Raw genomic sequence first — 26,136 nt, forward strand, 5'->3', positions numbered from 1 at the left:
GATGATCCTGGCCACGCATCAGAGCAAGCCCTCCAGCCAGCCTTCGAGGCTGGCGAAGGCATCGTTGAAGGTACGATCGAGCTGCAGCGGGGTGATCGACACGTAGCCCTGCATCACCGCATGGAAGTCGGTACCCGGGCCACCATCCTCAGCATCGCCGGAGATCGAGATCCAGTAGCCTTCCTTGCCGCGCGGGTTGACCACCTTAACCGGCGCCGCCGCACGGGCGCGATGACCGAGACGGGTCAACTGGATGCCACGGATGCGCTCCAGCGGCAGGTTGGGCACGTTGACGTTGAGCACGCTGCGCGGCGGCAGATCGAGCTGCTCGTGAGCCTCGACCAGTTTGCGGGCGAAATAGGCGGCGGTCGGCAGGTTTTCGGTCTGCCGCGACAACAGCGAGAAGGCGAATGCCGGGTGATTGAGGAAACGCCCTTCCAGCGCGGCCGCCACGGTGCCGGAATACAGCACATCGTCGCCCAGGTTGGCGCCCAGGTTGATCCCTGACACCACCATGTCCGGCACCTGCTCGAACAGGCCATTAAGGCCCAGGTGCACGCAGTCAGTCGGCGTACCGTTGAGGCTGATATAGCCGTTGGGCAAACGCGTCGGGTGCAGCGGACGGTCGAGGGTCAGCGAGCTGCTGGCGCCGCTCTTGTCCTCGGCCGGGGCAACGATGACGCAGTCGGCGTAGTCGGCCAGCGCGCCATGCAGCGCGGCGATACCGGGCGCCATCACCCCATCGTCGTTGGAAATCAGAATTCGCATGGATTATCCGTCTGCCCTGCCGGCAGTAGATCGACCAGTTCGCGCACCACCACGGTGGCGAAGCATCCGGCCGGCAGGACGAAGTGCAGTTGCAGAATGTCAGGCTCAGGATAATGCCACGACAAGCCGCCGATGGGGAGGCGCAGGATACGCCGTTCGTGCGCCATGCCCGCTTCGACCAGCCAGTCCGCCAATGCCTGCTCGCTCGTCGCCACGCCTTGCTCCAGCGCGTGCGCCGCACCGGCTGCCGGTGACGGCCCACTGCCCCACAGCGGGCCGGTGGGATGCAGGTCGAGAATGGCCAGGCGCGGATCGCTACACTCGGCTTCGCCGGCCATGAAGAAGCTGCGACTGTCGGTGAACGCCAGCAGATCGCCGACCGCCACCTGGCTCCAGCTGCCCGCCGCCACCCGTTCGGCCAGCAGACGATTGAACAGGTAGCTACGCGCCGCCGAGAGCAGGCGCGAGCGCAGGTTGCGCTGCTCCGGCAGCTCGTGGCGTTCGGCAAACTGGCGCGCTTCGAATACGTTGCCGCCCTGGAAGCCGAAGCGCTGCAGGCCGTAATAGTTGGGCACGCCCTGGGCCTGGATCTGCTGCAGGCGTTGTTCCAGGACTTCCCTGTCACCGTCGAGCTGGGTCAGGCGCAGGGTGAAGCCGTTGGCCGAATGGGCGCCACGCTGCAGCTTGCGCGAATGCCGTGCGCTCTTGAGGATACTCAGGCTATGGCCTTCGGCCCCACTCAGGTCCGGATCGGCCTTGCCCGGCAGGTGCAGGCTGAACCACTGGCGGGTCAGCGCCTGGCGGTCCTTCAGCCCGGCGTAGCTGATATTCCGTTGCGATACACCAGCGGCCCGGGCCAGGCGGCGCGCCGCTTCCTCGGTATTCAGCCCACGCTTCTCCACCCACAGCCAGAGGTGTTCACCCTGACCGGATAGCGGGATATCGAGCACTTCATCGACCTGGAAGTCTTCCGCCGTGGCCTTGAGCACGGCGCGCCCACAGGCTTCGCCATGGGCGCGCGGGCCGAGCAGTTGCGCCTCGTTCATGCTTTCACCAGCAAAGCCACGGCGTGCACGGCGATGCCTTCCTCGCGACCGGTGAAGCCGAGCTTCTCGGTGGTGGTGGCCTTGACGTTGACCTGATCCAGCTCGACCTGCAGGTCGGTGGCGATCAGCCCGCGCATGGTCTCGATATGCGGCGCCATCTTCGGCGCCTGGGCGACGATGGTGGCGTCGACGTTGCCGACCAGCCAGCCCTTGGCATGGATCAGGCCGAGCACATGGCGCAGCAACGCACGGCTGTCGGCGCCCTTGAAGGTCGGGTCGGTATCGGGGAAGTGCTTGCCAATATCGCCCAACGCCGCGGCGCCGAGCAGCGCATCGCTAAGCGCATGCAGCAGCACGTCGCCGTCGGAATGAGCAACAAGACCGAATTTGTGCGGGATACGCACGCCGCCCAGGGTGATGAAATCGCCCTCGCCGAAGCGGTGTACGTCGTAGCCGTGGCCGATACGCATAGGAAAGAGAACGCCCTGAATATGTCAGGGCGTGATTCTAACCGGATTGCCCCGTAGCCCGGATGAAATCCGGGGGTCAATTTCCCGGATTGCATCCGGGCTACGCGTTGCGCAAGGCCGCCGCATGATGACGCAGATGGTCATCGATAAAGCTGGCGATGAAGTAGTAGCTGTGGTCATAGCCCGGCTGCAGACGCAAGTTCAGCGGATGGCCGGCGGCCTTGGCCGCCGCTTGCAGCGCCTCGGGCTTGAGCTGGTTGGCCAGGAAGTCGTCGCGATCACCCTGATCGACCAGGATCGGCAGCTTCTCCGGCGCATCGGCCAGCAAGGCGCAGGCATCCCACTCGCGCCAGCGGCTGCGATCTTCACCCAGGTAACGGCCCAGGGCCTTCTCGCCCCAGGGGCAATTGCTTGGGTTGCTGATCGGCGCGAAGGCCGAGAGCGACTGGTAACGCCCCGGATTGCGCAAGGCGCAGACCAGCGCACCGTGGCCGCCCATGGAGTGACCGCTGATACCGCGTTTATCCGACACTGGGAAGTTGGCCTCGATCAGCGCTGGCAGCTCGTGCACCACGTAGTCGTGCATACGGTAATGCCGCGCCCAGGGCTCCTGGGTGGCGTTGACATAGAAACCGGCACCGAGGCCGAAGTCCCAGGCGCCCTCCGGATCGCCCGGCACCTCGGCACCGCGCGGGCTGGTATCCGGGGCGACTATGACCAGGCCCAGCTCGGCGGCGAGTTTCTGCGCGCCGGCCTTCTGCATGAAGTTCTCGTCGGTGCAGGTCAGGCCGCTCAGCCAGTACAGCACCGGCAGCTTGGCGCCCTGTTCGGCCTGCGGCGGCAGGTAGACGGCAAACTGCATGTCGCAGCTCAGCGTGCTGGAGCGATGGCGATAGCGCTTGTGCCAGCCGCCACAACTCTTGTTGCTGGAGACGATTTCCAGGCTCATGGGCAGTCCTCAAATGCACGGGCGCCCGGGTGGTAACCCAGGCGCCGTTCGCGCTTAGAAGTGGATAACGGTGCGGATGCTCTTACCTTCGTGCATCAGGTCGAAGGCTTCGTTGATCCGTTCCAAGCCCATGGTGTGGGTGATGAAGGTATCCAGCGGGATCTCGCCCGTCTGCGCCTTCTCCACATAGCTCGGCAGCTCGGTGCGGCCGCGCACGCCACCGAAGGCCGAACCGCGCCAGACCCGCCCGGTCACCAGCTGGAACGGCCGGGTGCTGATTTCCTCGCCGGCACCGGCCACGCCGATGATCACCGACTCGCCCCAGCCCTTGTGCGCGCACTCCAGCGCGGCGCGCATCAGCTTGACGTTGCCGACGCACTCAAAGCTGTAGTCGACTCCGCCATCGGTCATCTCGATGATCACATCCTGAATCGGCTTGTCATGATCTTTGGGATTGACGAAGTCGGTGGCGCCCAGCTCGCGGGCCACCTCGAACTTGGCAGGGTTGATGTCGACGGCGATGATGCGGCTGGCCTTGGCCATCTTGGCGCCGATGATCGCCGCCAGGCCGATGCCGCCGAGACCGAAGATCGCCACGGTGGCGCCCTCCTCCACCTTGGCGGTGTTCAGCACCGCGCCGATGCCGGTGGTGACGCCACAGCCGAGCAGGCAGACCTTCTCCAGCGGCGCGTCCTTGGGAATCTTGGCCAGGGAGATTTCCGGCAGCACGGTGTACTCGGAGAAAGTCGAGCAGCCCATGTAGTGGTAGATCGGCTGCCCCTGGTAGCTGAAGCGGCTGGTGCCGTCCGGCATCAGGCCCTTGCCCTGGGTGGCGCGGACTTTCTGGCACAGGTTGGTCTTGCCGGATTTGCAGAACTTGCACTCGCGGCACTCAGCCGTGTACAGCGGGATCACGTGGTCGCCGACCGCCAGAGAGGTCACACCCTCGCCCACCGCCTCGACGATGCCACCGCCTTCATGGCCGAGAATCGACGGGAACACACCCTCGGAGTCGGCACCGGACAGGGTGTAGGCATCGGTGTGGCAGACGCCGGTGGCGATGATGCGCACCAGCACCTCGCCAGCCTTGGGCGGCGCCACATCCACTTCGACGATTTGCAGCGGCTGGTTCGGGGCAAAAGCCACGGCGGCGCGGGACTTGATCATGGGGGTTCTCCAACAGGCTGGTAGAAAGTGGCGCAGAGTGTAGATCAGTGCGTTTTGCTGGATAATCAGCCGCCAAGCAAAACATTATTGCCAACCAGGGATAATCTAATCATATGAACCGCTGGGAAGGCCTGGATGAATTCGTCGCGGTCGCCGAATGCGGCCAGTTCAGCGCCGCCGCCGAGCGCCTGGGACTGTCGTCGTCGCAGGTCAGCCGCCAGGTGGCCAAACTGGAAGAGCGCCTGCAGACCCGCCTGTTCTACCGCAGCACGCGCAAGGTCGCGCTGACCGAGGCCGGACAGACCTTTCTGCAGCACTGCCAGCGCCTGCAGGATGCCCGCGAGGAAGCCCTGCGCGCAGTCGGCGACCTGGCCGGCGAGCCCAAGGGCCTGCTGCGCATGACCTGCGCGGTGGCCTATGGCGAGCGCTTTATCGTGCCGCTGGTGAATGACTTCATGCAGCGTCACCCTCAACTGCGGGTGGAGATCGAACTGAGCAACCAGACCCTCGACCTGCTGCATGGCGGCCTGGACCTGGCCATCCGCCTCGGCCGCCTGCAGGACTCGCGCATGCTCGCAACGCGCCTGGCGCCGCGGGTCATGCACCTGTGCGCGGCGCCGGCCTACCTGGAGCGCTACGGCCGCCCGCACTCGCTGTCCGAACTGGCGCGGCACAACTGCCTGATCGGCAGCAGCGACAGCTGGAGTTTCCAGCAGGACGGCCGCGAGCTGGCCCAGCGGGTGCAGGGCAACTGGCGCTGCAACAGCGGCGAGGCGGTGCTGGACGCGGCACTGCGCGGCTTCGGCCTGTGCCAGCTACCCGACTACTACGTGCAGGCGCACCTGCGCAGCGGCGAGCTGGTCGAACTGCTGGCCCAGCACAAACCGCCGCATACCGCGGTGTGGGCGCTGTACCCGCAGCAACGGCATCTGTCGCCGAAGGTGCGGCAGCTGGTCGAGCTATTGAAGGAAGGCTTGGCGCAGCGACCGGAGTATCAGCAACTCGGCTGATATATCAGCACGCCAGACGCAGCGGACTTGTAGGAGCGAGCTCTGCTCGCGAAGCAGGCCAACACAGAGCTTCGCGAGCAGAGCTCGCTCTTACAGGGATAGGGCAGCCTCACGCCGGCGTCAGGCACTCCGGCGCATCGAACTTGGGATCGTTGACCAGGTTGGCCAACACCCGCTCACGCAGCGGCGGTGTCGGGATCAGCAACAGCGCCTGCAACTCCGCTAGCGGGGTGTCTTCGGCCAGCCAGGCGCGCTGCTGTTCGGCATCCAGCAGCAAGGGTCGGCGCAGGTGCGCGGCAGCCTGAGTGACCATGGCCACGCTCAGGTACAGCTGATCGCCCGCCGGATAGGCCTCCCACAGCGCAGCGAAGTGCAGCAGGGGTTCTTCGCCGGTCAGCCAGAATGGCCGCTTGCGCAGCTCGCCGCGCCATTCGTAGAAGCCATTGGCTGGCAACAGGCAACGGCGCTGGCGGAACGCCTCACGGAACATCGGCTGCTCGCTGAGGGTTTCCGCGCGGGCATGCGATGGCGCCTTACTCAGGTCATTCAGCCAGGCCGGGGTCAGCCCCCAACGGCCGCTGGCGGCGTGCAGTTCACCGTCGACATGGCGCAGGAACAGCACCTGATTGCCCGGCGCGAGGTTCCAGTGCGGTGCCTGCCCGGCAGGAAAACCCGGCAGCGTGGCCAGGCTCTGCGACCAACGAAACAGGCCGTAACGTCCACTCATAAGGCAACGGGCTCAACATCAACAGGGCGGAAAGACCGCGACGCGCCGATTGCCTGGCGGGCCGCGAAAACTAGCAGAGCAGGATGCCGGGACTGGCATCGGGCTCCTCACCCGGCAGGGGCGCGGCGGCATTGTACGCATCGATCAGGTGGCGTGCGTGCTCGGCATCATCGTCCTGCACCAGCAGGCCGAGCAGCCCCAGCGCCGGCAGCTCGCCGATCGCCCCGAGCAGGTGACGCCCGGCGAGGTGGGCATCCACCCCTTCGCTGGCCAGCATGCCCAGCAGCAGCTCACCTTCCAGCAGGTCCTGCGGTTCGTAGATACGCTGCATCAGTCGTTCTCCGTGCGCACATCCAGTGACCAGTCATCGCCGTCGGTACGCAGGTCGAAGATGATCGGCCGGCAGCACACCGGGCAATCCTCGACGTACTCCTGGTCACCGGCGGAAAGGTCGAGCAGCGCCTCCGCCGGCTCGCCGCAATAGGGACATTGATACGCCTGTGATTCCAGCATCACGACCTCCACTGTGACTTGCGGTTACAATCGCCGGTCTATTGCAGGCTCGCGGGAGTCCCCCTGAGCCTAGGCACCTGAACAACGAGAGCATGATGGGCGAATTCGATTCCATCCGACCCTACGCCGACCACGAAGTCCCCGCCGTCCTGGCCCGCCTGCTGGCCGACCCGATCTTCCTCGGCACCCTGACGCGTTTCCGCTTCCCGCGTCTGGCCGGGCCATTCGGCTGGCTGCTTAAACCTCTTATAGCCCATCGGCTGCGTCAGCAACTGGCCGATGTGAGTTCGGTGGGTGCGCTGCAGGAGCGCATCGAGCCCTATATCGACCATACCGTCGAGCGCGCCACCGATGGCGTGACCTACTCCGGGGTCGAACAGCTCAAGTCGGGCAGCGCCTACCTGCTCCTGGCCAACCACCGCGACATCGTCATGGACCCGGCCTTCGTCAACTACGCCGTGTTCCACGCCGGCCTGCCGACGCCGCGCATCGCCATCGGCGATAACCTGCTGCAGCGGCCCTTCGTCAGCGACTTGATGCGCCTGAACAAGAGTTTCATCGTGCACCGCTCGTTGACCGGCCGGCGTGAGAAGCTGGCCGCCTTCCAGCTGCTGTCGGCCTATATCAACCACTCGATCCGCGTCGACGGCCAGTCGATCTGGATCGCCCAGGCCGAAGGTCGCGCCAAGGACGGTGACGACCGCACCGACTCGGCGATCCTCAAGATGTTCCACATGAGTCGCAAGGACGAGGCCTTCGCCGAGGTGCTCGGCTCGCTCAACCTGATCCCGGTATCGATCAGCTACGAGTACGACCCCTGCGACCAGGCCAAGGCCCGCGAGCTGTCGATCCGCGCCACTACCGGTAGCTACGAGAAGGCGCCCGGCGAGGATGACGCCAGCATCGCCCTGGGCATCACCGGCTACAAAGGCCGCGTGCATATCCACTTCGGTGCGCCAGTCACCGCTGGCTTCGAGGATGCCAAGCAGCTGGCCAGCCTGATGGACCAGCACATCCTCGGCGGCTACCGGCTGTTCCCCGTGCATTATCTGGCCTACAGCCAGTGGGACGAGCGCGACAACGCACTGCAGGTGCCGACTGCTGAGCAGCTGTTCGCCGCCGACGAACTGGCCAAGGCTCGTGGCGAATGGCAGCGACGCCTGGATGCCTGCCCGGTCGAGCAACGCCCCTGGCTGATCCGCCAGTACGCCACGCCGGTGCGCAACCAGTACCGGATCAAGGCTGGCCTGCCGTTGTAATCCCCCTCACCCGCTGCGGCCACGCGGCAGCGGGTCACCCCCACCACCTCGCCAAGCTTTACTTGCTGCCGATAACTTTCTTGCTCTATTTCAGGGCAACTAAGTGCTCTCGAATATGCCACTAATTGTTCATCGCGATCACATTAATCGTAGCAACAGCCCAACGTATAAAATCTTTAACAATCGGACAACTTTCGAGCTCCAGCCTTCGTCAACCATCGAAACTATTTTCGCTATTTCAGCGCAACTTCGACAAAAGCAACTGGCAATTTAAGGCAAACTTTGTTTATTTATCCTCACAGGAAAAACCGGCACTACTGACTGCTCAGGCATGCCTGCTCAGCCAGCAGAATCTGCGCGGCCTATGACCGTCACTTGCACCGGCTCCACCGCCAGTTTCTAAAGGGATTTGCACATGCGCCGCGTCGTGATCACCGGGATGGGACTGGTCTCCAGTCTGGGCAATGACCTGCAAAGCGTCAGCACCAGCCTGCGTGAAGGTCGCTCGGGTATCCGCTTCAACCCGACCTACGCCGAAGTCGGTATGCGCAGCCAGGTGTGTGGCGCCGTGCCGCTGGACATGGACAGCCTGAACATCGACCGCAAGGTCAAACGCTTCATGGGTGACGCCGCCGCCTATGCCTACCTGGCCATGCAGCAGGCGGTGAAGGATGCCGGCCTGAGCAACGCCCAGGTCTCCAACCCGCGCACCGGGCTGATCGCCGGCTCCGGCGGGGCGTCCTCCTTCAACCAGATGGAGGCCATGGACATCCTGCGCGAAAAAGGCATCGCCCGGGTCGGCCCGTTCCGCGTACCGCGGACCATGAGCAACACCGTCTCGGCCTGCCTGGCCACACCCTTTCGCATCAAGGGCCTGAGCTACTCCATCGCCTCGGCCTGCGCCAGCAGCGCGCATTGCATCGGCCACGCCATGGAACAGATTCGCATGGGCAAGCAGGACATCGTTTTCGCCGGCGGTGGCGAGGAAGAGCACTGGAGCCAGAGCTACCTGTTCGATGCCATGGGCGCCCTCTCCAGCCAGTACAACGACGCGCCCCAGCAGGCCTCGCGCCCCTACGACACGCGCCGCGATGGCTTCGTCATTGCCGCCGGTGGCGGTATCGTGGTGGTCGAAGCGCTGGAGCATGCCCTGGCCCGCAACGCGCAGATCCATGCGGAAATCATCGGTTACGGCGCCACGTCGGACGGCTACGACATGGTCGCACCCAGCGGCGAAGGCGGCATGCGCTGCATGCAGGACGCCCTGGTCGGGGTCACCGAGCCGATCGACTACCTGAATACCCACGGCACCTCCACGCCGGTCGGTGACCTGGCGGAGATGCGCGCCGTGCGCAAGGTGTTCGGCCGCGACATGCCGCTGATCAGCTCGACCAAGAGCCTGTCTGGCCATGCCCTGGGGGCGGCCGGCGTGCACGAGGTGATCTACTGCCTGTTGATGATGCGCGAGAACTTCATCGCCGCATCGGCCAATATCGACAACCTCGACCCCGAACTGACCGACATGCCGGTACTGCGCGAAACCCGCGAGAACGTCACCCTGAATACCATCATGAGCAACAGCTTCGGCTTCGGCGGCACCAATGCCACCCTGGTGCTGAAGCGCTGGCAAGGCGCATAAGCGACTGAGCTTGCCACCAGCCCGCTTGCAGGCTGGCGGCAAGGTCGAGAGTCAGGCGGCCAGACCGGTGCCGCCCGTAGCCATGACGATATGCCCGCGAATCGCGGTAGAGCGATCAGAGGCAAGAAAGGCGACGATATTGGCGATTTCCATCGGCTCCAGCGCCCAGCGCCGCCCCACCGACTCCAGACGCCCGATCATCCCCGGCCACATCTCCGACAGGTACGGCAGCATCTCGCTCTTGACCACGCCGCCGCAGACGCCGTTGACGCGGATGCCCTTGTCGTACAGGTCCACCTCCATATAGCGCACCAGGTTTTCCAGCGCGGCCTTCATCAGGCCCAGCGGGTAGTTCGGCAATACCGCATGGGAGCCAACACCGGAGATGGCGCAGATGGTGCCTCCGGCCGGCATCAATGGCACTACGTGGTTGATACAGGCGACGTTGCCGATCAGGCTGGTGCCGAACAGCTCCTTCCAGTCGTGCTTGGTCAGCTCGCGAATCGACTTGAATGGCGCGCTGGCGGCGTTGAGCACCAGATGATCGATGCGCTCGACGCCCTCGGCCTGCAGGTTCTTGACCATCTGCTCGATGTCGCGCGTCTCGGAGATATCCGCCTGTGCCTTGTAGGCCCGCACACCACGAGCCTCGGCGTGCGCCACCAGTTTGTCGACGCTGGCCGCGCCCTTGCCCTGGGCCCGGCGGAAATTGAGGATGACGTCGTAACCGTCTTCGATAAAGCGTTCGGCGATAGCCGCGCCGATGCCGCGCGCGGCCCCGGTGATCAGAACAGTTTCCCGCTGTGCACTCATAACTTTCTTTCCCCAGATGATGAAGCGCCTAGTCCGTCAGTCATTCACCGCGGCTGCGCATTTCTTATTAACCACGGAACAACTTTCGCTGTTTCACTGACAACTTTATGAGCATTACCCAAACACTCTTCGAGTAACTTTCATCGCCCCACTCATCACAGGTCTATAACTGCACAACGACTTGCACAACTTCACGAGTACCGCCAAGGGCATTGCTAATTACTTGTTACGCTTATCAGGTAAAGCGGAAGGCCTCCGCGATCAGCAACTTCGACGCGCGTTTGGCCGGAATGATCGAGGCCAGTACAGCGGTCACTATGGCCAGGGCGCAGGTGAACCAGAACAGGTTGAAGTTCTCGTCCCACAGGATGAACGCCAGGTAACCCTTGGTGTATCCGGGTGACGGCGGCATCGGCAGGCCGTTGATGTTGATCAGCTCGGCCAGGCCGATACCTACCGCCACGCTCAGCGCCGCGCCGAGCAGGCCGATGAAGATGCCCTCGAGGATGAACAGCCGCCCCACCTCACGCTGGGTCAGGCCCAGGGCGCGCAGGGTAGCGACCTCACGGGTGCGCTCGACCACGTTCATCATCAGGGTGTTACCGATCATGAACACCACGATCACGCTGACGATCGATTTGATGAAGAAGAAGATGCCGTCGAACAGGCTGACCACCTGGTGGTAGTACACCGCCAGTTCCGACCAGGGGCGTACCTCGAGCTTGAGGCCCTGTTGCTTGATCAGGGTTTGTACACGCTGCAGCGCCGCGTCGGTCTGCTCGGTGTCGTTGAGCAGGATGATGATGCGACTGACCTCGTCGGTCTCCAGCAAGTCCTGGGCGGTCTTCAGCGGCAGCTTGAGGGCACGGTCGTCGTACTCCTTGATGCCGGACTGCATGACCCCGCGCACCGTCACCGACATGGCGTTCTGCCCGCCGGTGGGGTTGACCACCAGCAGGTCGAGGTCCGCGTCATAGCCCGCCGACAGGCCCTTGGCCACGCCGGTGCCGATGGTCGCGCCGAGCCCGTCGATGCGCGACAGATCGCTGCCGAGGACGATGCGATCCAGCGCACCGAGGGTCAGCGAGCTGGCCGGCTCGATACCGACTCCGGAGATGAAGGTCGAGGTCTCCGACTCATAGTGCGAGGCGATCCCGGAAAACTCGATCTGCCCGGTCACGGTCTTGAGCATCGGGCCGAGTTCGGCATCTTCTGCCAGGACCCGCTTGATCTGTTCGTAGCCGGGAATGCCGTAACGCAGCGGGTTGGTCGCGCCGCTGGCCAGGTAGCCCTCGCGATACAGCTGCAGGTGGCCGAGGTTGGTGCGGATGGTCTGCTCGCGCAGCGACGAGAAGGAGTGCTGGACGAAGCCGCCGAAGATGAACACCGCCCCACCGCCCATGATGATCGCCAGCAGGGTGATGCCGGAGCGGCGCCGCTGGCGGAACAGGTTGGCGAAGGCGTAACGGATCGAGGTCGGTCGTTTCAGGGCCGTCCACAGCACCAGCAGCAGGGCGTAGGCGATGATGGCGTTGGCCAGGTAATACAGCAGCTCGCTCATTGTTCGCCCTCCACAATCGGCGCCAGCACGTAGTGGATTTCTTCCGCGGTGAGAAACAGCCGACTCGGCGCAGGCTGCTGCAGCAGTTCGGCCCACAGCGGCGAACGGCGCAATTGTTCACGCAGTTGCTCGGCCTGGGCCTGTTGCCCGTCTGCGTCGAGGGCACGGATCTGCAGAAAATCGATCAGCGCAGCCAGGGACGCGGGCAACTCGCCCTGGCGCTGGCGCAGGTAGTCGAGGTCCTTCAGGGCCACCACATGGCGGCCGAACTCGGCGGGCACGTAGACATCCAGGCGGGCGCGCAGGAAGCGCAGGCGCCAGTCGTCCGGCTGCTGGTCAACGGCCTCGTCGATCAGGAAGAAGCCGCGCTTGGCCAGTTCGGCGGCGCGAAAGTAGTTCTGCTTCTTGACGTATTCCCCGGCGGTGAACAGCCAGCCGTAACCCTCGTACATCTTGGCGTAGAGGTCATCCGGGTGCTGCTCGCGGTAGGCCGCCAGGGCCTCGATGGTCTGCTCGGCGACCCCATCGCTAGGCGCCTGGACCACGGCCAGAATGGCGCGATCACGGGCCGCGCTCAGCGAGCCGTCAGCCAGCAGGGCGTCCAGGCTGGCCCGGCTTTGCGCCCGATAGGCGTCGAGCGTGGCAGGTGGCTGAACGCTGGCCTGTACGCCGCCGGCCAGTACCAGGGTGAGCAACAGAGGCAGGCGCTTAAGCATGTTGCAGCTTCCCGTCGGCGATGCGGATAACCCGGCTGGCGACATCGCGCACCGAGTCGGCATGGGTGGAAATGATGAAGGTGGTGCCGTTCTCGCGATTGATTTCCTGCATCAGCTCCAGCACCGAGCGGCCGGTTTCCGAGTCCAGGTTGCCGGTCGGTTCATCGGCGATCACCAGGGCCGGTTTCTTCACCAGCGCCCGGGCAATCGCCACGCGCTGCTGCTGGCCGCCGGACAGCTCGGTCGGCGGGCGCATGGCGTGCTTCTCCAGGCCGACCCGTTCCAGCGCCTGCATCACCTGGCGACGTGCCTGCTCCTTCTTGTAGCCGTTGAGCATCAGCGGGTAATAAACGTTGTCGAACACGCTGAGCACCGGCAACAGGTTGAAGAACTGGAAGATGAAACCGATTTCCTGGGCGCGCAGCTGGGCCAGTTCGCGGTCATTCAGCTCGGCCAGGTCCTGGCCGAGGAAATGCACGCGCCCGCCACTCGGCTTGTCGATGCCGCCAATCAGGTTGAGCAGCGTGCTCTTGCCGCTGCCGGACTGACCGACCAGGGCGGCGAACTCGCCTCGCTCGACCACCAGGTCGATGGCCTGCAGCGCGTGCACGCTGCCCTCGCCCTTGCCGTAACGCTTTTCCACCTGCCCCAGACGCACGATCGGCAGCTGCGTGGCATTGACGATCTGCATCCGCTTTCCTTCAGCGCCGGCGATTGCCGGCGCGCCGTTATCAGCCTGCATGGCCTCGCCCCCTTGGCACGAAATCCGTTATCACTGGCACCGCAACATCCAGGTGCCGCCGTGGCTGTCGCTCAGCGACAGGACTGCCGGTACGCCATCGTGGCCGGCGGCCTTGCGCTCGGCATAACGCTGCAGCGCCAGCAGTGGGTTGATGCCGCCGCTGTCGCCGAAGCGCCGACAGAGGTTTTCGTAGACCAGTTGATCGCCCATGGCCGCAGCCGCGCTGCCCTCCACCGCCGCCAGCAGACTGGAGGGGTAGTGGCCGCCATAGATGATCGCCCGTGGCTCCGGCAGCAGCGCCGACCAGGCCTGGCGCAGCGCCGCAGCGGCGGCCTCACGCCGGGCCGGCACGGCCAGGTACTGCGGCGCACCGAGCAGCACCGGCGCGGTCTTGGCCTTCAGTGCGGCCTCGGCACGCTTGAGCACGATGAAACCGGCGCGTTCGATGATCGGCGCATTGTGCTGACCGCCCTTGCCCAGCCAGCGCCGCTCCTGCTCGGCATTGCCGATCGCCTCGGAGAAACCCAGGGCCGGGTAGAAGCGGAACACCCCGCCGAGCAGCACGCTGTCGATATCGCCGCCATTGAGCAGTTCGCCCGCTACGCGCAGGCTCTGCACGAAACCGGAGCGCCCCGCCTGCACCTTGCAGGAGTAGCCATCCACCGCATGCTCGCGCAGGAGGAATTTGGGAATCACGTCCAGATCGAAACCATCACGCCAGTTGAAGGCGTGTTCGAGGTGCGAGCACTGCCCCCAAAAATCCGAATAGACCAGAGCCAGGCGCTCCCGCGAACTGCGCCGACCACAACTGGCCTCGGCCGCAGCCAGCGCCTGCTTGGCGGCCTGACCGACGGCCGCGAGGGTTTCCCGGTAACCGGCCTTGTTCGCCTCAGGGCCGCCATCGACGCTGAAGCGACTGAGATCCCACTGCCGCCGCCCGGTCTTGCGCACCGCGCGGCGATACAACTCGCCCTCCCAGGCGCGAAACCAGCGCTGCGTATAGGGCAGCGGCGCGCGCTCCGGCTGCACCACGGACAACCCGACCAGGGCCAGCGCCGTGCTGTTGGCGCCCTCCTCGCCGAGCAACTCGGCGCTGCTGGCGGCGCGGCTCGGGGTCAACTGCTTTTCTTCGACGGACATGCACTCTTCCCTATCAACTGTCCTGGCTCACGCCAGGCGCGCCAACGTGCAGGCCGCGACGGAACCCTCGATGCCGAGGGCGAGCTTGACCACCTTGTCCGACACCAGCGGCAGCGGTTCGCGGTCGGCGTGCAACTGCACCCCGGCGGCGTTGTCCAGCGGCGCCTGGGCACGGAATGCCAGTAGGCGTTGTTGCTGCATGGCGTCGGCGAGAATGGCCAGATCGGTGAGGCCGCTGGCCGCCACCTGATAACCGAACTGCGCCTTGTACGAGACCGCCGGAATGCCGTTATCGCCCCACACCTTGCGCACCGCCATCAGCTCGGCCTGGTCACTGCCACGGATGCCGTTACCGTGCATGAAGATGCAGCCAACCTGCTCGGCGCTGACTTCTGCCTGCGCCAGCGAATCGTCGATGGTGCGCGAGATGGAGCGAAAATCCGGCGAGAAGGATTGCCCGCCGCGCGACGAACCGCCGCTCTGGCACATGGCAAAGCCATCGATCCGCAGGCGCCCCTGGCCACCGCGGGCTGCCAGGTGTTCGGGGCTTTCCAGCACCGTGGCGGCCAAGCCGCCGCCGAGCATCACCCCTTCGGTCGCCGCCGAGAACGGCTGCGTCACCGCACGCGCCAGGGCATTCAGGCCGCCCATGAACATCAGGTTGTACAGGGTCACCTGCTGCCAGGACGCGACCACGGCGATATCCGCGCGACCGGATTCGATCGCCTTGCTGGCCAGGTACAACGCCGACATGCTCGAACAGCTGGCGGTGGACAGCGCCAGCGGCGGCATGGCCAGTTGGTAATGCTGCATGAGCAGACGGCCGAGGCGCTCCTCGGCGTAGTTGTCGCTGTGCATCTGCTTGAGCGTCGGGTTGAGCTGCAGATCCTCCTGATCGTTGCGCTGCAGGTAGGCGGTGAATTCCATCACCTCCGGCTGCACGCCCTGCCCCCCGATATACAGCTGCACCCGCGGCCCGGCCAGGGCCTCAGGCCCCAGGCCGGCATGCTGGAGCGCTTCGTCGATCACTCGCTGGAGCAGTGCCAGGGCGGTCGGCGCATCGCTGCGGCGGCCCTTGACCAGCGCCGGCATGGCCACCTGCAGCGGGTTGAACGGCATGCCCAAACGGGCCGCCTCGCGCTCGTCCGGGAAGTACGGCCGGTAGTCGGCCTGGCGCTGTTCAGCCAGTGCCGCGACCAATGCCGGTGCGTCCAGGCCCAGGCCGTTGCAGGCGCCGACCCCGGAAATCACCGCCGCGCGGGGCTTAGGCATGCAGAGCACCCTTGCGCAGAACCACGGCGTAGTTGTTGCCGCCGTCGGAAGCACCGATCAGCAGGGCATGCCGCACTTCACGCTGGATCGGCTCACGCACGAAGGCGATATCGTCGGCACAGAACTCGCGGGTGAAGGCGATCGGCATGATCTCGCCGGTCTTCATGGCTTCCAGCACCAGCGACAGGTTGAGCAGCGCGGCAGCCGATTCGACGAAACCGAAATAGCCGTTGTAGTTGACCAGCGGAATCTCGGCGCTGGCGTTGCCGAACACTTCACGCACGGCCCCCAGTTCCTTGTCCGCACTCTCCGCCACGCCCCAGCTGGTGCCGCAGATCAGGTCGACCTGATCAAAACGCAGACCGGCATCATCCAGCGCCTGGCGGATCGCCGCCGTCATGGCATTGCCGCGCGCCAGCGCCGGCTCACCCGGGTAGACGGCATCGCAGGAGCGACCATAACCGACCACTTCGGCGAGAATCTGCGCACCGCGGGCCTGCGCACTGTCGACATCCTCGAGCATGGCCACTGCTGCGCCTTCGCCGAGGACGAAACCACTGGGCTGGGCGCCGTAGACCTGAAAGGAGTCCGCCTCGGTGGTCCAGCTGACGCGGGTACTGCCAGCCTGTGACATCAGCGCCGAGGAATAGGCATTCTCGTCGGCACCGCCGACCAGCGCCTGCGGCTGCAGGCCCTGACGCACCAGCTCGTAACCGTAAAACAGCGCACCAAACGAGGCGTTGTAGCCGGTCGACAGGGTGGTGTTGTAGCCCTTCATGCCCTTGGAGATGGCACAGAAGGTGGCAATCGAGTTCATCAGCGCCGAGGGGAACTCGAAAGTGCGCGCGCGGCGCGGGTCCGGGTACAGGCTCTGGGCATATTTGGCCACCGTCGACTGCGGGCCTTTGGACATGCCCATGATCAAGGCGGTGTCGGTATCGCCGTGACGCACCTTCTTGCCGCCACTCTGCAGCGCCTGCTCCAGCGCCAGCAGACCGTAGGTGGCGATCTTGCTGGCCTTGCGCGAGTCGAAGTTCTTCAGGTGCTTGCGCGGCTCGATATTGCGCACTTCATGGGCACGGAATTGCAGGGCACGGATATCACCCTCACCGAGGCCGGCGAGCATCTCGCTGAGACGCGGGTTGGCCGCCAGCAGCTTCTCGTACTCCTGGCTGTTCTCGTCGCCATCCAGCCAGTCGCTCACGGCAACCAGCGCCGAGCCCAGTTCACCGTCACGAATGCGCTGGCTGATCTGCTCCTGGCCATAGCCCAGGGAACTCAATGCGCCCATACCGGTAATCGCCACGCGGCGCGGGCGGTACTCGGTCTGCGGCACCTGCTCGGGCTTGACTGAGGAGACGATGCTGCAGTTGTTGCCGCCGAAGGCATAGTTGTTCTTCATGAACAGCTTGACGTCGTGCTGCTGGAACTCGTTGGGCACGTAGTTGAGGTCACAGCCGGTGCGCGGCACGCTGAAATTGAGGGTCGGCAGCACCTTGCCTTCGGGCAGGGTGACCAGACAGGCGATCAGTTCGATGATCCCGGCCGAGCCGATGTTATGGCCGAAGTAGGACTTGCTCGAACTGACCGGGATGTCGGCGATGTTGGGGAACACCTTCTTCATCGCCAGGGTTTCCGCGCGGTCGTTGGCTTCGGTGCCAGTGCCGTGGGCATTGATGTACTGGATCGCCTCCGGGCCGACCCCGGCATTCGCCAGGGCCGCGCGCATCACCAGCGTGGCGCCCTCGGCACGCGGGTCCGGTGCGGTTTCATGGTGGGCATCGGACGAGGTGGCGTAGGAAATGATCTCGCCATAAATGGTCGCGCCGCGCGCCTTGGCGTGCTCGTACTCTTCCAGGACGATGGCGCCCGCGCCTTCGCCAATCGACAGCCCCGGCGTGCCGGAGAACGGGCAGCAGGACTCCTCGCGCATCGCCTTGAGCGCATGAAAACCGGCAAAGGTCGGCAGGTAGACCGGGTCGGAACCGACGATCACCGCCACCGGATTCTTGTCGTTCTGGATCAGGTCGAAACCGATGCCGATGGCATTGGTACTGGCGGTACAGGCAGTCGCCACCAGTTCGAAACCGCCCTGCAGCCCCAGCAACGAGGTGACCACAGGACAGATGGAGGAAAAGTTGCCGGAGACTTCCATCTTGCGAACGGAAAACTCCTGCGGACGGTTTTCGATCAGCGGCATGATGGCTTCGGCGCCCGCGGAGGACACCCCGACCACCAGGCTGGTCTGTTGCAACAGCGGGTCGTTGAGCAGGCCGGCTTGCACCAGCGCATCGCGCCCGACCTTGTAACCCCAGAGTACGGTGCGATCCAGCTCAGGCAGCAGTTCCTCGGCGATGCCTTCGTAGTCGACAGGCTGCAATACCTCGGAGGCCAGGGCATGGTCGAAATACTTGAGGAAATGCTCACTCGGACGGATCGACGCCTTGGCGGCGAACAAGCCCTCGCGGAACTCGTCCACGGTATTGCCCAGTGCCGTCAGCACGCCCATCCCTGTGACTACTATTCGCTTGCGCTTGACCATATCCGTACTCCTCTGCGGTGCTACTCGAACGAGCGACCTCAAGCCACCCCAAGGTGTGGCCGCCGTCCCCGGCGGTCACCCTCGCTGTTGTTGTTTGCGACGTATCAGGCCTTGGCCTGCTGCTCGATCAGGCTCTTCGGTCGCGAGGCATCGACATAGCTGTGCTCCGCCGGGTTGACCATGAAGCTGAAGTTCTGCAGGAACGGAATCGCTGAAGTGTTGATGGCCACACGCCCACCGTTGCCGGCGATCTGGTACTGGTCGATACCGGCATAGGCATACTCGCTGTCGAGCAGGGCCTGGCCGATATAGCCGTCGACGCCCACCGAATGACCGAGGGTGATGACCTTGCCGATCTGCTGTTCGCCACTGAACACCGCATCGCCCAGACCCAGCGTCGCGCCGTCACCCTTGACCACGAAGCCGACCACGCGCTGCTTGACGCCTTCTTCCAGCTTGGCCAGCAGCGCCTCGCGACCGATGAACTCGTCCTTGTCGTAGCGCACCGCCCACTGCAGTTGCAGCTCGATCGGGCAGGTGCTGAACTCACCGACCAGGGCCGGATCCCAGCAGGGGTTTTCCAGGCGCGACTTGCCCTGGAAGTCGATACCGCCGGCTTTCATGTCGAACTTGGCACCGACCTCGCTGGCACGCTGCCACAGGTCGGCGGCGCCTTCCTTGGAGGTCAGGACCTTGAAGGCGAACTCGCCGTGCTTGCCGGAGCGGAACAGGATCGCGTCGTCGACATGCATGAACTCGAGGAACGGCAGGCCGAGCACATCGAAGCCGTACAGTTCGGCCATCAGTTCCCAGCTGTAGGGACCTTCGAACAGGGTGGTGGTGAGGTTGTCGTTCTGTGCGCTGATCTGCACTTCTTCTTCGCCGACCAGGGCCTGCAGGCTGGCAGCCAGCTTGTCGCCGCGCAGCCACTCGGAGATCAGCAGGAAGCGCTCGTCATCGCAGAGCACATAGAGGTCGGTGACGATCTGACCCTGATCATTCAGCAGCAGGGTGTACAGCGCCTGCTCGTCGCGGATCACCGAGAGGTCACCGCCAACCACGCGATTGAGGAAGTCGTAGCCATCGTCGCCCTGCACTTCGACGATGCCGAAGTGCGAGTAGTCGACCATCAGAATGTTCTTGCGCGAGGCCAGATGCTCTTCGGCCGGATGGCCATAGTGCAGCGGGATCTTCACGCCATTGCGTTCAACCAGAGTGGCGCCGGCGGCTTGATGAATGGATTCCAGACTCATGAAAGTGCTCCTTGAAAAGTGGGCGGCGGATTGCGTGCGGCGGCCAATCAGGCGGCGGCAGCGGCCTGGCGCTGGATGATGAAAGAGGCCAGGGAATTGACGTTGCGCATGTAGGACGGATCGTCGCCCTCGCTGATGCGCACGCCGAACTCTTCGTCGAGCATCACCACCAGTTCGGTGGCGTCCACGGAGTCGAGCTTGAGGCCGCTACCGAACAGCGGGGTGTCGTCGTCGATCTGCTCTTTGCTTTGGTACAGGTTCAGCCGGTCGATCAGGCTTTCCTTGAGTTTGTTCAGCACGCTCTGGCGTTGCTCGATCACTGCTTGCAGTTGCTTGTCCATGTTTTCTTCCTCGCTGAATGGCGGTTGTAGCCTGGCCTGGGGTTTAGCCTGGGTAGTTGAACGGCTTCGACATGTCGAACCAGAAGTTGGCGAGCTTGCCGGTGGTGGTCACCCGCCGACCGATGCGCGCCTCGACCTTGAAATGGCTGAAGCCGGCCGGGTCCTTCATGATCAGTTCGCTGCGCATGAACAGGGTGTCGCCAGGCAGCACGACACTTTTGAACTTGAGGTCCTGGGAGGCCAGCACGCCGCCCCACTTCTTGCGGATGCCGGCAATAATCGCCATGCCTTCCTCGGAGTGCAGAGCCTTCTGCAGGTCGCGGCGAGCGGAGAGATCACACTCGAAACGCTGCTCGTACTCTTCACAGAAGGCGGTGAGCAGGGTCAGGTAGTCGCTGGTCTGGCCCATCGCCTCGGCGATCAGCACGCCCGGCATGATCGGGCTGTCCGGGAAGTGCCCGGTGAACTGCGGCTCGTTGAACGAGATGTTCTTCACCGCCGTGATGTAGCCACGCGAACCGCGCTTGAACTCGCAGATCTTGTCGACCAGGAAGAACGGGTAACGCCAGGGGCCCATCTTCATGAGCATCGAAGGTGCAACGAGACTTTCTTCGGAATCGGCCATGGAGCCTCCTTAACGCATGATCAGGCCGCCATCGACCACCAGCGTCTGGCCGACGATGTAGCTCGATGAACTGGAGCAGAGAAAGGCAATCGCCTCGGCCACTTCACGGGTCTCCCCCATGCGCTGCAGAGGAATCACCGAGAGGGTCTGGCGGATCACGTTGCGCGGTACGCGCTTGGTCATCACCGACTCGATCAGGCCCGGCGCCACGGCATTTACCCGCACGCCCTTGGAGCCCAGTTCGGCGGCCAGGGTGCGGGTGAAACCGATCATCCCGGCCTTGGCCGAGCTGTAGTTGGTCTGCCCGAAGCTGTTGGTCATGCCGGCGATCGAGGAGACGTTGACCACGGTCGCCAGCTTGGCCTTGCGCAGCATGCGCAGTGCCGCCTTGGTGGCCATGAAGGTGCCGTAGAGGTTGGTCTTGATGACGTCGTCGAATTCCTCGTACTCCATCAGCGAGAACAGGTTGTCGCGGTACTTGCCGGCATTGTTGACCAGCACATCGAGCTTGCCGTCGGCTTCTTCGATGACGGTCATGGCCGCTTCCAGTTCATCCTTTTTGGTGATGTCGCACTTCAGCGCGATCACGCGTCCGGCGTACTCCTGACGGTCCGCCAGTTCGCCGAGGCGTGCCGGATTGCTGTTGTAGGTGGCGTACACCTTGCAACCGTCCTCCAGCAATTTCTCGCACACCGCCAGGCCGATATCGCCACTTGCCCCGGTCACTAACGCGACCTTCCCCTGCAAATCCGAAAACGTTGCCATTGTCTGACCTATCGTCTTTTTGGTTATTAACCGAGCACAACTGCCGCCACTGCGTGCGTGCCGCAGTGGGATATGCTCAAACTCGCCGCACTCAAACCTGACTGCTGCATGACTTCACGAAAACGGCCGGCCAATACCAGGTACGGCCGCCCCCTCTCCTCGTGTTCTATTTGCATGTCGTGAAACAGGATGCCGTCGCCAAAGCCGGTACCCAGGGCTTTCACCGCTGCTTCCTTGGCCGCCCAGATACCGGCCGCGCGCTCCGGGTTCTCCTCGGGGTTGCCGATGTAAGCCAGTTCGCGTTCGGTGTAGACCCGCGTCATGAAACCTTCGCCGCTGCGCTGGCTGGCGGTGCGGATACGCTCGATCTGCACGATGTCGATGCCGATATGCATGCTCAGTTGAACTCCGCCATGCGCCGCGGCACCGCCACTGGCTGCACGGCCTGCTCATCGATGAACTGCGTGGCCTGTTCGGCATCACGCTGCAGGGTCAAGCCGCGCTCCTGCCAGAACACCCAACCGAGGGCCGGCAGCAGCAACAGACAGAACAGTGGGAATGGCAGGACCAGCGGCAACAGGCTGAGCACCAGGCAGCAACCCAGGGTCCACAGCGCCAATACGCCGTAGTAGGCAAGCAGGCGCTGCAGCAATGGCCGCACCGGCCGCGCCGAGACAGCAGCGGCGCTGAACAGGCTGGAAAGGCCCTCGCCGACCCGCGAGAACAACCGCGAGCGGCGCGCGCCGAGCAAGGTGAAGAACCCGGCGATCCAGATCAGTAGCAGCGCCGCGACCATGAATTCGGGCGTGCCGTAGCCCGCCGCCAGACTGAATTCCGGCTTGTCCTGCAGGGGCCAGATCAGTACCCAGTTGATGGCCAGGGTGATAATCAGGTCCTCCCGCCGGAAGCTCGCCGCCTGACGCGGGCGGCTCAGCCCCTGGCGCAGGGTGTTTTCACCTTCCGGGCTGGCCAGCACCAGGAAGTAGCGGGCACTGCCCAGCAACAGCCAGCACAGCAACAGCGGAAACAGCCCACCCATCACCACCAGGGCAACCACGCCACGCTGCTCAGGAAACAGGCTGTGGCCCGCGACCAACAGCAGCAGTACCGACAACGTCAGCAAGGCCGGCATGCCCAGCGGGCTCTGCAGCGGATTGAGCCAGCGCAGCACTGGCGTAATTTTCAGGTTACGCACTGCACTCAGCTCGTCCCTGGACATCATGAATTTCGGTGCCAGGGTGCTGTAGATCCAGTATCCCGGCGCATCGCGAAAGGCGCCAAAGCTCACCCCGGCGGCAATCGCGCCACCGGCCAGCAGCAACTGCAGCAGCCCCAGTTCGGCACTGTTGCGCACCAGGGCAAAGGCCAGCAGCAGGCACAGCAGGGTGAGGCCGAACCACAGAGCCACGGCGTAACGGCCACGATGTCGCTGAAAAGTCGGAAGCATGGTTCAGGAATCTCCGGGCAGTCGCCGCTGCTTACTCGGTCACGGCCGAAGCCGGTTTCGCGGTGATCAGCTCGGCGACATGCCGGGTGCTGAGCTGCTCTTGCAGTGCCGGGAAATCCAGCAGCAGGCGACTGAGCACCTTCTTCGGCCCAACTTCGAGACACAGGCGCACACCGCTGGCAGCCAGGCTGTGCATGGTTTCGCGCCAGCGCACGGTGGAGTACAGGTTGGTCACCAGGTCGGCACGCAGCTGCTCGGTGCTGCTCAGGCGCTCGGCCGCCTGATTGCCGAATACCGGCACCCGCGGCGCGGCGAAACTGAGGCTGTCGATTACCGCCTGGAAGTCTTCGGCGCCCGGACGCATCAGGCTGCTGTGCCAAGCGCCGTTGACCGGCAGGCGAACCTGCTCGAAGCCTTCGCGCAGCAGCACCGGCAGCAGCTCCTTGAGCGCCAGCTTGCAACCGGAAATCACCTGCTGGCGGGGCGAGTTGTCGTTGGCCACGGTGATACGGTCGGCCAGCTCGTGCAGGGCGATCAGCTCGGCGATGCCATCGCGGTCAATGCCCTTGATCGCATACATCGCGCCTTCGGTCTGTTCGGCCAGGGCCTGCATGATCCGGCCACGGGCGGCAACACCACGGAACACGTCTTCCAGGCTCAGCACGCCGGCGGCATACAGCGCCGAGAACTCACCGACGCTGTGACCCGCCACGCAAGACTCGCCCACCGGCCCTTTGGCGCGCAGCGCTTCGAGGCAGGCGATGTTCACCGTGGTCACGGCCACCTGCTGGTACTGGGTCTTGTCCAGCTTGGGCAGCGGCCCTTTCAGGCACAGTCGGCGTACATCGAAGCCGGCGATATCACTGGCACAGTCCCAGACACGCGCGGTAAGCGGCGACTGATCGCAGACATCGCTACCCATGCCGATGTGCTGAGTACCCTGCCCAGGAAACAGCAGGGCACAGCCGTGCGTGTCGTTACCAGATTGCTCGTACGCCTGCATATCCCACCCCACTGGTTCCCAATCGACCAAATTCACTGCGCTCCCGCCCACCCAGATAACCGCCGCCGACATACACTTCAAAGTGCCGGCTAAGTTGCGAAGACAGGTGCAGATTCAACGCATAACTTTGATCTTCAAGGTTGTAGATAGTCGAAGTTTCCCACGACAGCCGTTGCAACTCCGCCTGATCGCGCTGGACATGCGCCATCAAATATTGACGGCCCAGCATCAGATCACGACGTACCGTGTTATCGGTTTCTTGGGCAAACAACAATTGATAATCCCGAAACACCTCGGCACCACTGAAGCGATAGGCCTGTTCCGTCACGTCGAGGAAGTCGAAGTAATCATCCCAGTTGCTGTCATCCAGCCCCTGATCCTGAAACAGATACTCCACGGAAATGGCCAGGTTATTCTCCGTGGCATAGCGCAAACCCGCAGCAAACTGGGTAAACACATCACGTTGCTGCTCAACGAAAACCTCATCGGCACTCGGCAATTGCCAAGACTGCAACTTGGCTAGGGCCGCGGAACTAGTTTCGCGAATATCACTGCGATCACGCGCCGCCAGTTCCACATTCAGAATCCAGTCATCCGTCAAGAAACCGCTGGTGCCGAGACCGGCAGCGAAACTTTCACCACCTAACAGCACAAACCGCGGATTGAAATCCTCAAATAACGACGAGGTATAGGCCGCGTAATAACGCTCTTCGCCATTGGTGCGCTGCAGCGTCGTCCACTCGGCAACCCGCGCTTTACTCGACTCATTCGCCAACTGCGGAATGGCGGCCAATTCGACCGTGCCATATTGATTGAACCATGATGCCTGTAGCGCTACCGAACCTTCGCGATAGCTATCACGCCAGGAAACGCCCATGGCATTGATTACACCCCGCGATGAGTAATTTCCCGGGCTCTGCAAAAAATCCAACGGACTAACAAAGAAGAACTGGCCGTTGCGAATATCTTTTTTCCCAACATCCACAAACAGTGATTCATGCGGACTTAATGACCAATAGGCTTCACGGATAAAACCGTGATTGTCATAGCCATCATTGTCTTGCGCGCTACCGCTTTCACCATCATTCTGCATGCGCTCGCCATAGACATTCACATGTAACTTCGTGGTATCCACCGCACAGTCGACGTTCAGCTCGCTGTACAACGCGGAGTGGCGCTGATCCTTACTGAAATCGCCCTGCGGATTGAGCTTGGCATCACGCACCTGCGCCTGCCCCGCCTCTACCCCGGAATACCCACCCGCACTGCAATCCACGGCCTGCGCAGGCCAGACCTGCATTCCAACGCCCGCACCGAGCGCCAGCAAAATCCATTTGCGCATCATCAGGACACCAACTTCAATTAGCGCAAGCGCAGCAAGTATTCTTTCTGGAAGTAGGCTTCTGGAACTTCTTCGAGGCGCACATCGGAATACAGCATGCGCGTGTACTGCTCTTTCTTCAGGCTGTCCTCGATGTATATCTCGTGCGGCCGATACTCACCAAGGGCCAATTTGTAATCCTTGTACCAGGCCCGTTTCAGCACCTTATCGCCGGTCGAGAGAAACTCCGCCTTGAACGGCCGGGAAGTTTCCACATCAACCCAGTAACTGATCTTCGGATAGGTCACATGCGGCCAACGGCGCTGCAACTCCAGGCGGTAGCACGGGCGCCCGTCACAGTCTTCCGTAGCGGCGACTGTCGCAATATAGGAAAGATCGAAGTCAGTGGCGACCACATCGCCATTTGAAACCTGCCCAACCAGACGCTGCTGACGGGAAATAGGAATCGGCCGGCGCAACTTAGGTTCGTAATACCAAAGTTTATCGAAGATCGATAACAACGACTTGCCACGCTCAGTTGGCGGATCAACAAAGCGCACCAAGGCGCGCGCATCACCGGCTTGCTCGGCAGTGGGCTTATAAAAGCGCATGGCGACGTCGAGACTTTGCCGGGAAACTTCTTGCTCGCCTTTCATTTCGACCAGGGTCAACGCATAACGAAAGGGTTCGGCAGGCGCTCGAATACGGTCGGCGCGACGAATAATCGCGACAGCCGGAGAGGATTCTTCGGTGGCTACAGAGGAAACAACGGAGTTATCTACGGGTACGGCTTCAGAAACCGCCGCACTATTCGGCGAAATAGCAAACAGCCCAAGTGCCAATAGAATAGAAATAACAGACGCTTGCATCCCTTTCCCCTGCACTACCAATTAGAACGGCAGCCTAAATATTGCAGAAATTATTATTTTTATTAACGACTCACTACTTCCATGGAGTCGTTTTATTAAGCGGAAAACGCTGGCGCATCCTATTTTTATATTTGCGCCGCTGTCAACACGGCGCCTTTCCCGAGGACTCGCCGAGTAC

27 protein-coding genes are annotated in these 26,136 nt (G+C 63.3%); 3 read left to right on the forward strand and 24 right to left on the reverse strand.

Annotation, left to right across the window (positions count from 1 at the left end; translation table 11 throughout):
* Positions 1 to 18: 18 nt before the first annotated feature.
* The 5 genes from surE to LRS11_RS22015 all read right to left on the reverse strand — a co-directional run bounded on the left by surE (position 19) and on the right by LRS11_RS22015 (position 4,400).
* A complete protein-coding gene (gene surE, locus LRS11_RS21995; RefSeq protein WP_260494941.1) occupies positions 19 to 768 on the reverse strand; it encodes a 5'/3'-nucleotidase SurE in 750 nt (249 codons plus the stop codon).
* Complete coding sequence (gene truD / locus LRS11_RS22000) at positions 756 to 1,814, reverse strand: tRNA pseudouridine(13) synthase TruD (protein ID WP_260494942.1); 1,059 nt, start codon at positions 1,812 to 1,814, stop codon at positions 756 to 758. Before truD ends, surE begins: the two co-directional genes overlap by 13 nt.
* Complete coding sequence (gene ispF / locus LRS11_RS22005; protein ID WP_260494943.1) at positions 1,811 to 2,284, reverse strand: 2-C-methyl-D-erythritol 2,4-cyclodiphosphate synthase; 474 nt, start codon at positions 2,282 to 2,284, stop codon at positions 1,811 to 1,813. The genes truD and ispF overlap by 4 nt, the downstream gene beginning before the upstream one ends.
* Positions 2,285 to 2,384: 100 nt before the next feature.
* Complete coding sequence (gene fghA, locus LRS11_RS22010) at positions 2,385 to 3,239, reverse strand: S-formylglutathione hydrolase (RefSeq protein ID WP_260496977.1); 855 nt, start codon at positions 3,237 to 3,239, stop codon at positions 2,385 to 2,387.
* Between the two features lie 48 nt (positions 3,240 to 3,287).
* Positions 3,288 to 4,400: an S-(hydroxymethyl)glutathione dehydrogenase/class III alcohol dehydrogenase gene (locus LRS11_RS22015; protein WP_260494944.1), complete on the reverse strand. Its 1,113-nt coding sequence runs from the start codon at positions 4,398 to 4,400 to the stop codon at positions 3,288 to 3,290.
* A 113-nt stretch (positions 4,401 to 4,513) separates the two neighbouring features.
* Here LRS11_RS22015 and LRS11_RS22020 point away from each other — a divergent pair, with 113 nt between their 5' ends.
* Positions 4,514 to 5,410: a LysR family transcriptional regulator gene (locus LRS11_RS22020; protein WP_260494945.1), complete on the forward strand. Its 897-nt coding sequence runs from the start codon at positions 4,514 to 4,516 to the stop codon at positions 5,408 to 5,410.
* A gap of 109 nt (positions 5,411 to 5,519) precedes the next feature.
* On the opposite strand, the gene LRS11_RS22025 is transcribed toward LRS11_RS22020, so the two are convergent.
* The 3 genes from LRS11_RS22025 to LRS11_RS22035 form a co-directional block, all read right to left on the reverse strand.
* Positions 5,520 to 6,137 carry an SOS response-associated peptidase gene (locus LRS11_RS22025; RefSeq protein WP_173208908.1) on the reverse strand — a complete coding sequence of 206 codons (618 nt, stop codon included), beginning with the start codon at positions 6,135 to 6,137 and terminating at the stop codon, positions 5,520 to 5,522.
* Positions 6,138 to 6,207: 70 nt separating this feature from the next.
* The gene (locus LRS11_RS22030) at positions 6,208 to 6,468 is read right to left on the reverse strand and encodes a putative signal transducing protein (protein ID WP_260494946.1); all 261 of its coding nucleotides are present in this window, start codon (positions 6,466 to 6,468) and stop codon (positions 6,208 to 6,210) included.
* Entirely contained in the window at positions 6,468 to 6,650 is a 183-nt protein-coding gene (locus LRS11_RS22035) for a CPXCG motif-containing cysteine-rich protein (protein ID WP_182834173.1), read from the reverse strand. Before LRS11_RS22035 ends, LRS11_RS22030 begins: the two co-directional genes overlap by 1 nt.
* A 92-nt stretch (positions 6,651 to 6,742) precedes the next feature.
* Here LRS11_RS22035 and LRS11_RS22040 point away from each other — a divergent pair, with 92 nt between their 5' ends.
* Positions 6,743 to 7,909, forward strand: coding sequence for a 1-acyl-sn-glycerol-3-phosphate acyltransferase (locus LRS11_RS22040; RefSeq protein WP_260494947.1), 1,167 nt, complete (start codon positions 6,743 to 6,745; stop codon positions 7,907 to 7,909).
* A 415-nt stretch (positions 7,910 to 8,324) separates the two neighbouring features.
* Positions 8,325 to 9,548, forward strand: a complete 1,224-nt coding sequence (fabB, locus tag LRS11_RS22045; RefSeq protein ID WP_260494948.1) for a beta-ketoacyl-ACP synthase I — start codon at positions 8,325 to 8,327, stop codon at positions 9,546 to 9,548.
* Between the two features lie 51 nt (positions 9,549 to 9,599).
* On the opposite strand, the gene LRS11_RS22050 is transcribed toward fabB, so the two are convergent.
* The 16 genes from LRS11_RS22050 to LRS11_RS22125 form a co-directional block, all read right to left on the reverse strand.
* Positions 9,600 to 10,361 (reverse strand): SDR family oxidoreductase, encoded by a 762-nt coding sequence (locus LRS11_RS22050; protein WP_260494949.1) that lies wholly within the window; start codon positions 10,359 to 10,361, stop codon positions 9,600 to 9,602.
* Between the two features lie 235 nt (positions 10,362 to 10,596).
* Positions 10,597 to 11,922: an FtsX-like permease family protein gene (locus LRS11_RS22055; RefSeq protein WP_260494950.1), complete on the reverse strand. Its 1,326-nt coding sequence runs from the start codon at positions 11,920 to 11,922 to the stop codon at positions 10,597 to 10,599.
* Positions 11,919 to 12,638: a hypothetical protein gene (locus tag LRS11_RS22060; RefSeq protein WP_260494951.1), complete on the reverse strand. Its 720-nt coding sequence runs from the start codon at positions 12,636 to 12,638 to the stop codon at positions 11,919 to 11,921. Before LRS11_RS22060 ends, LRS11_RS22055 begins: the two co-directional genes overlap by 4 nt.
* A complete protein-coding gene (locus tag LRS11_RS22065; protein WP_182834547.1) occupies positions 12,631 to 13,329 on the reverse strand; it encodes an ABC transporter ATP-binding protein in 699 nt (232 codons plus the stop codon). Before LRS11_RS22065 ends, LRS11_RS22060 begins: the two co-directional genes overlap by 8 nt.
* Positions 13,330 to 13,410: 81 nt before the next feature.
* Complete coding sequence (locus LRS11_RS22070; RefSeq protein WP_260494952.1) at positions 13,411 to 14,520, reverse strand: hypothetical protein; 1,110 nt, start codon at positions 14,518 to 14,520, stop codon at positions 13,411 to 13,413.
* 27 nt (positions 14,521 to 14,547) lie between these two features.
* Positions 14,548 to 15,792, reverse strand: coding sequence for a beta-ketoacyl synthase N-terminal-like domain-containing protein (locus LRS11_RS22075; RefSeq protein ID WP_260494953.1), 1,245 nt, complete (start codon positions 15,790 to 15,792; stop codon positions 14,548 to 14,550).
* Positions 15,785 to 18,334, reverse strand: coding sequence for a beta-ketoacyl-[acyl-carrier-protein] synthase family protein (locus LRS11_RS22080; protein WP_260494954.1), 2,550 nt, complete (start codon positions 18,332 to 18,334; stop codon positions 15,785 to 15,787). Before LRS11_RS22080 ends, LRS11_RS22075 begins: the two co-directional genes overlap by 8 nt.
* Positions 18,335 to 18,438: 104 nt before the next feature.
* The gene (locus LRS11_RS22085; protein WP_260494955.1) at positions 18,439 to 19,587 is read right to left on the reverse strand and encodes an aminomethyltransferase family protein; all 1,149 of its coding nucleotides are present in this window, start codon (positions 19,585 to 19,587) and stop codon (positions 18,439 to 18,441) included.
* A gap of 47 nt (positions 19,588 to 19,634) precedes the next feature.
* Positions 19,635 to 19,928 (reverse strand): acyl carrier protein, encoded by a 294-nt coding sequence (locus tag LRS11_RS22090; protein WP_260494956.1) that lies wholly within the window; start codon positions 19,926 to 19,928, stop codon positions 19,635 to 19,637.
* A gap of 43 nt (positions 19,929 to 19,971) precedes the next feature.
* Positions 19,972 to 20,553: a 3-hydroxyacyl-ACP dehydratase FabZ family protein gene (locus tag LRS11_RS22095; RefSeq protein WP_409519769.1), complete on the reverse strand. Its 582-nt coding sequence runs from the start codon at positions 20,551 to 20,553 to the stop codon at positions 19,972 to 19,974.
* 9 nt (positions 20,554 to 20,562) lie between these two features.
* The gene (fabG, locus tag LRS11_RS22100) at positions 20,563 to 21,318 is read right to left on the reverse strand and encodes a 3-oxoacyl-ACP reductase FabG (RefSeq protein WP_260494957.1); all 756 of its coding nucleotides are present in this window, start codon (positions 21,316 to 21,318) and stop codon (positions 20,563 to 20,565) included.
* 26 nt (positions 21,319 to 21,344) lie between these two features.
* On the reverse strand, positions 21,345 to 21,713 hold the full coding sequence (gene acpS, locus LRS11_RS22105; protein WP_260494958.1) for a holo-ACP synthase: 369 nt from the start codon (positions 21,711 to 21,713) through the stop codon (positions 21,345 to 21,347).
* A gap of 2 nt (positions 21,714 to 21,715) precedes the next feature.
* Positions 21,716 to 22,765: a hypothetical protein gene (locus LRS11_RS22110; protein WP_260494959.1), complete on the reverse strand. Its 1,050-nt coding sequence runs from the start codon at positions 22,763 to 22,765 to the stop codon at positions 21,716 to 21,718.
* A 31-nt stretch (positions 22,766 to 22,796) separates the two neighbouring features.
* A complete protein-coding gene (locus LRS11_RS22115; protein ID WP_260494960.1) occupies positions 22,797 to 23,768 on the reverse strand; it encodes an ACP S-malonyltransferase in 972 nt (323 codons plus the stop codon).
* Positions 23,743 to 25,113, reverse strand: coding sequence for a hypothetical protein (locus LRS11_RS22120; RefSeq protein ID WP_260494961.1), 1,371 nt, complete (start codon positions 25,111 to 25,113; stop codon positions 23,743 to 23,745). The genes LRS11_RS22115 and LRS11_RS22120 overlap by 26 nt, the downstream gene beginning before the upstream one ends.
* 17 nt (positions 25,114 to 25,130) lie before the next feature.
* Positions 25,131 to 25,958, reverse strand: a complete 828-nt coding sequence (locus LRS11_RS22125) for an outer membrane lipoprotein-sorting protein (protein ID WP_260494962.1) — start codon at positions 25,956 to 25,958, stop codon at positions 25,131 to 25,133.
* Between the last annotated feature and the right edge of the window lie 178 nt (positions 25,959 to 26,136).

Origin of the sequence: Pseudomonas sp. J452 (genome assembly GCF_024666525.1) — a bacterium.
In the GTDB taxonomy this organism is placed as follows: domain Bacteria; phylum Pseudomonadota; class Gammaproteobacteria; order Pseudomonadales; family Pseudomonadaceae; genus Aquipseudomonas.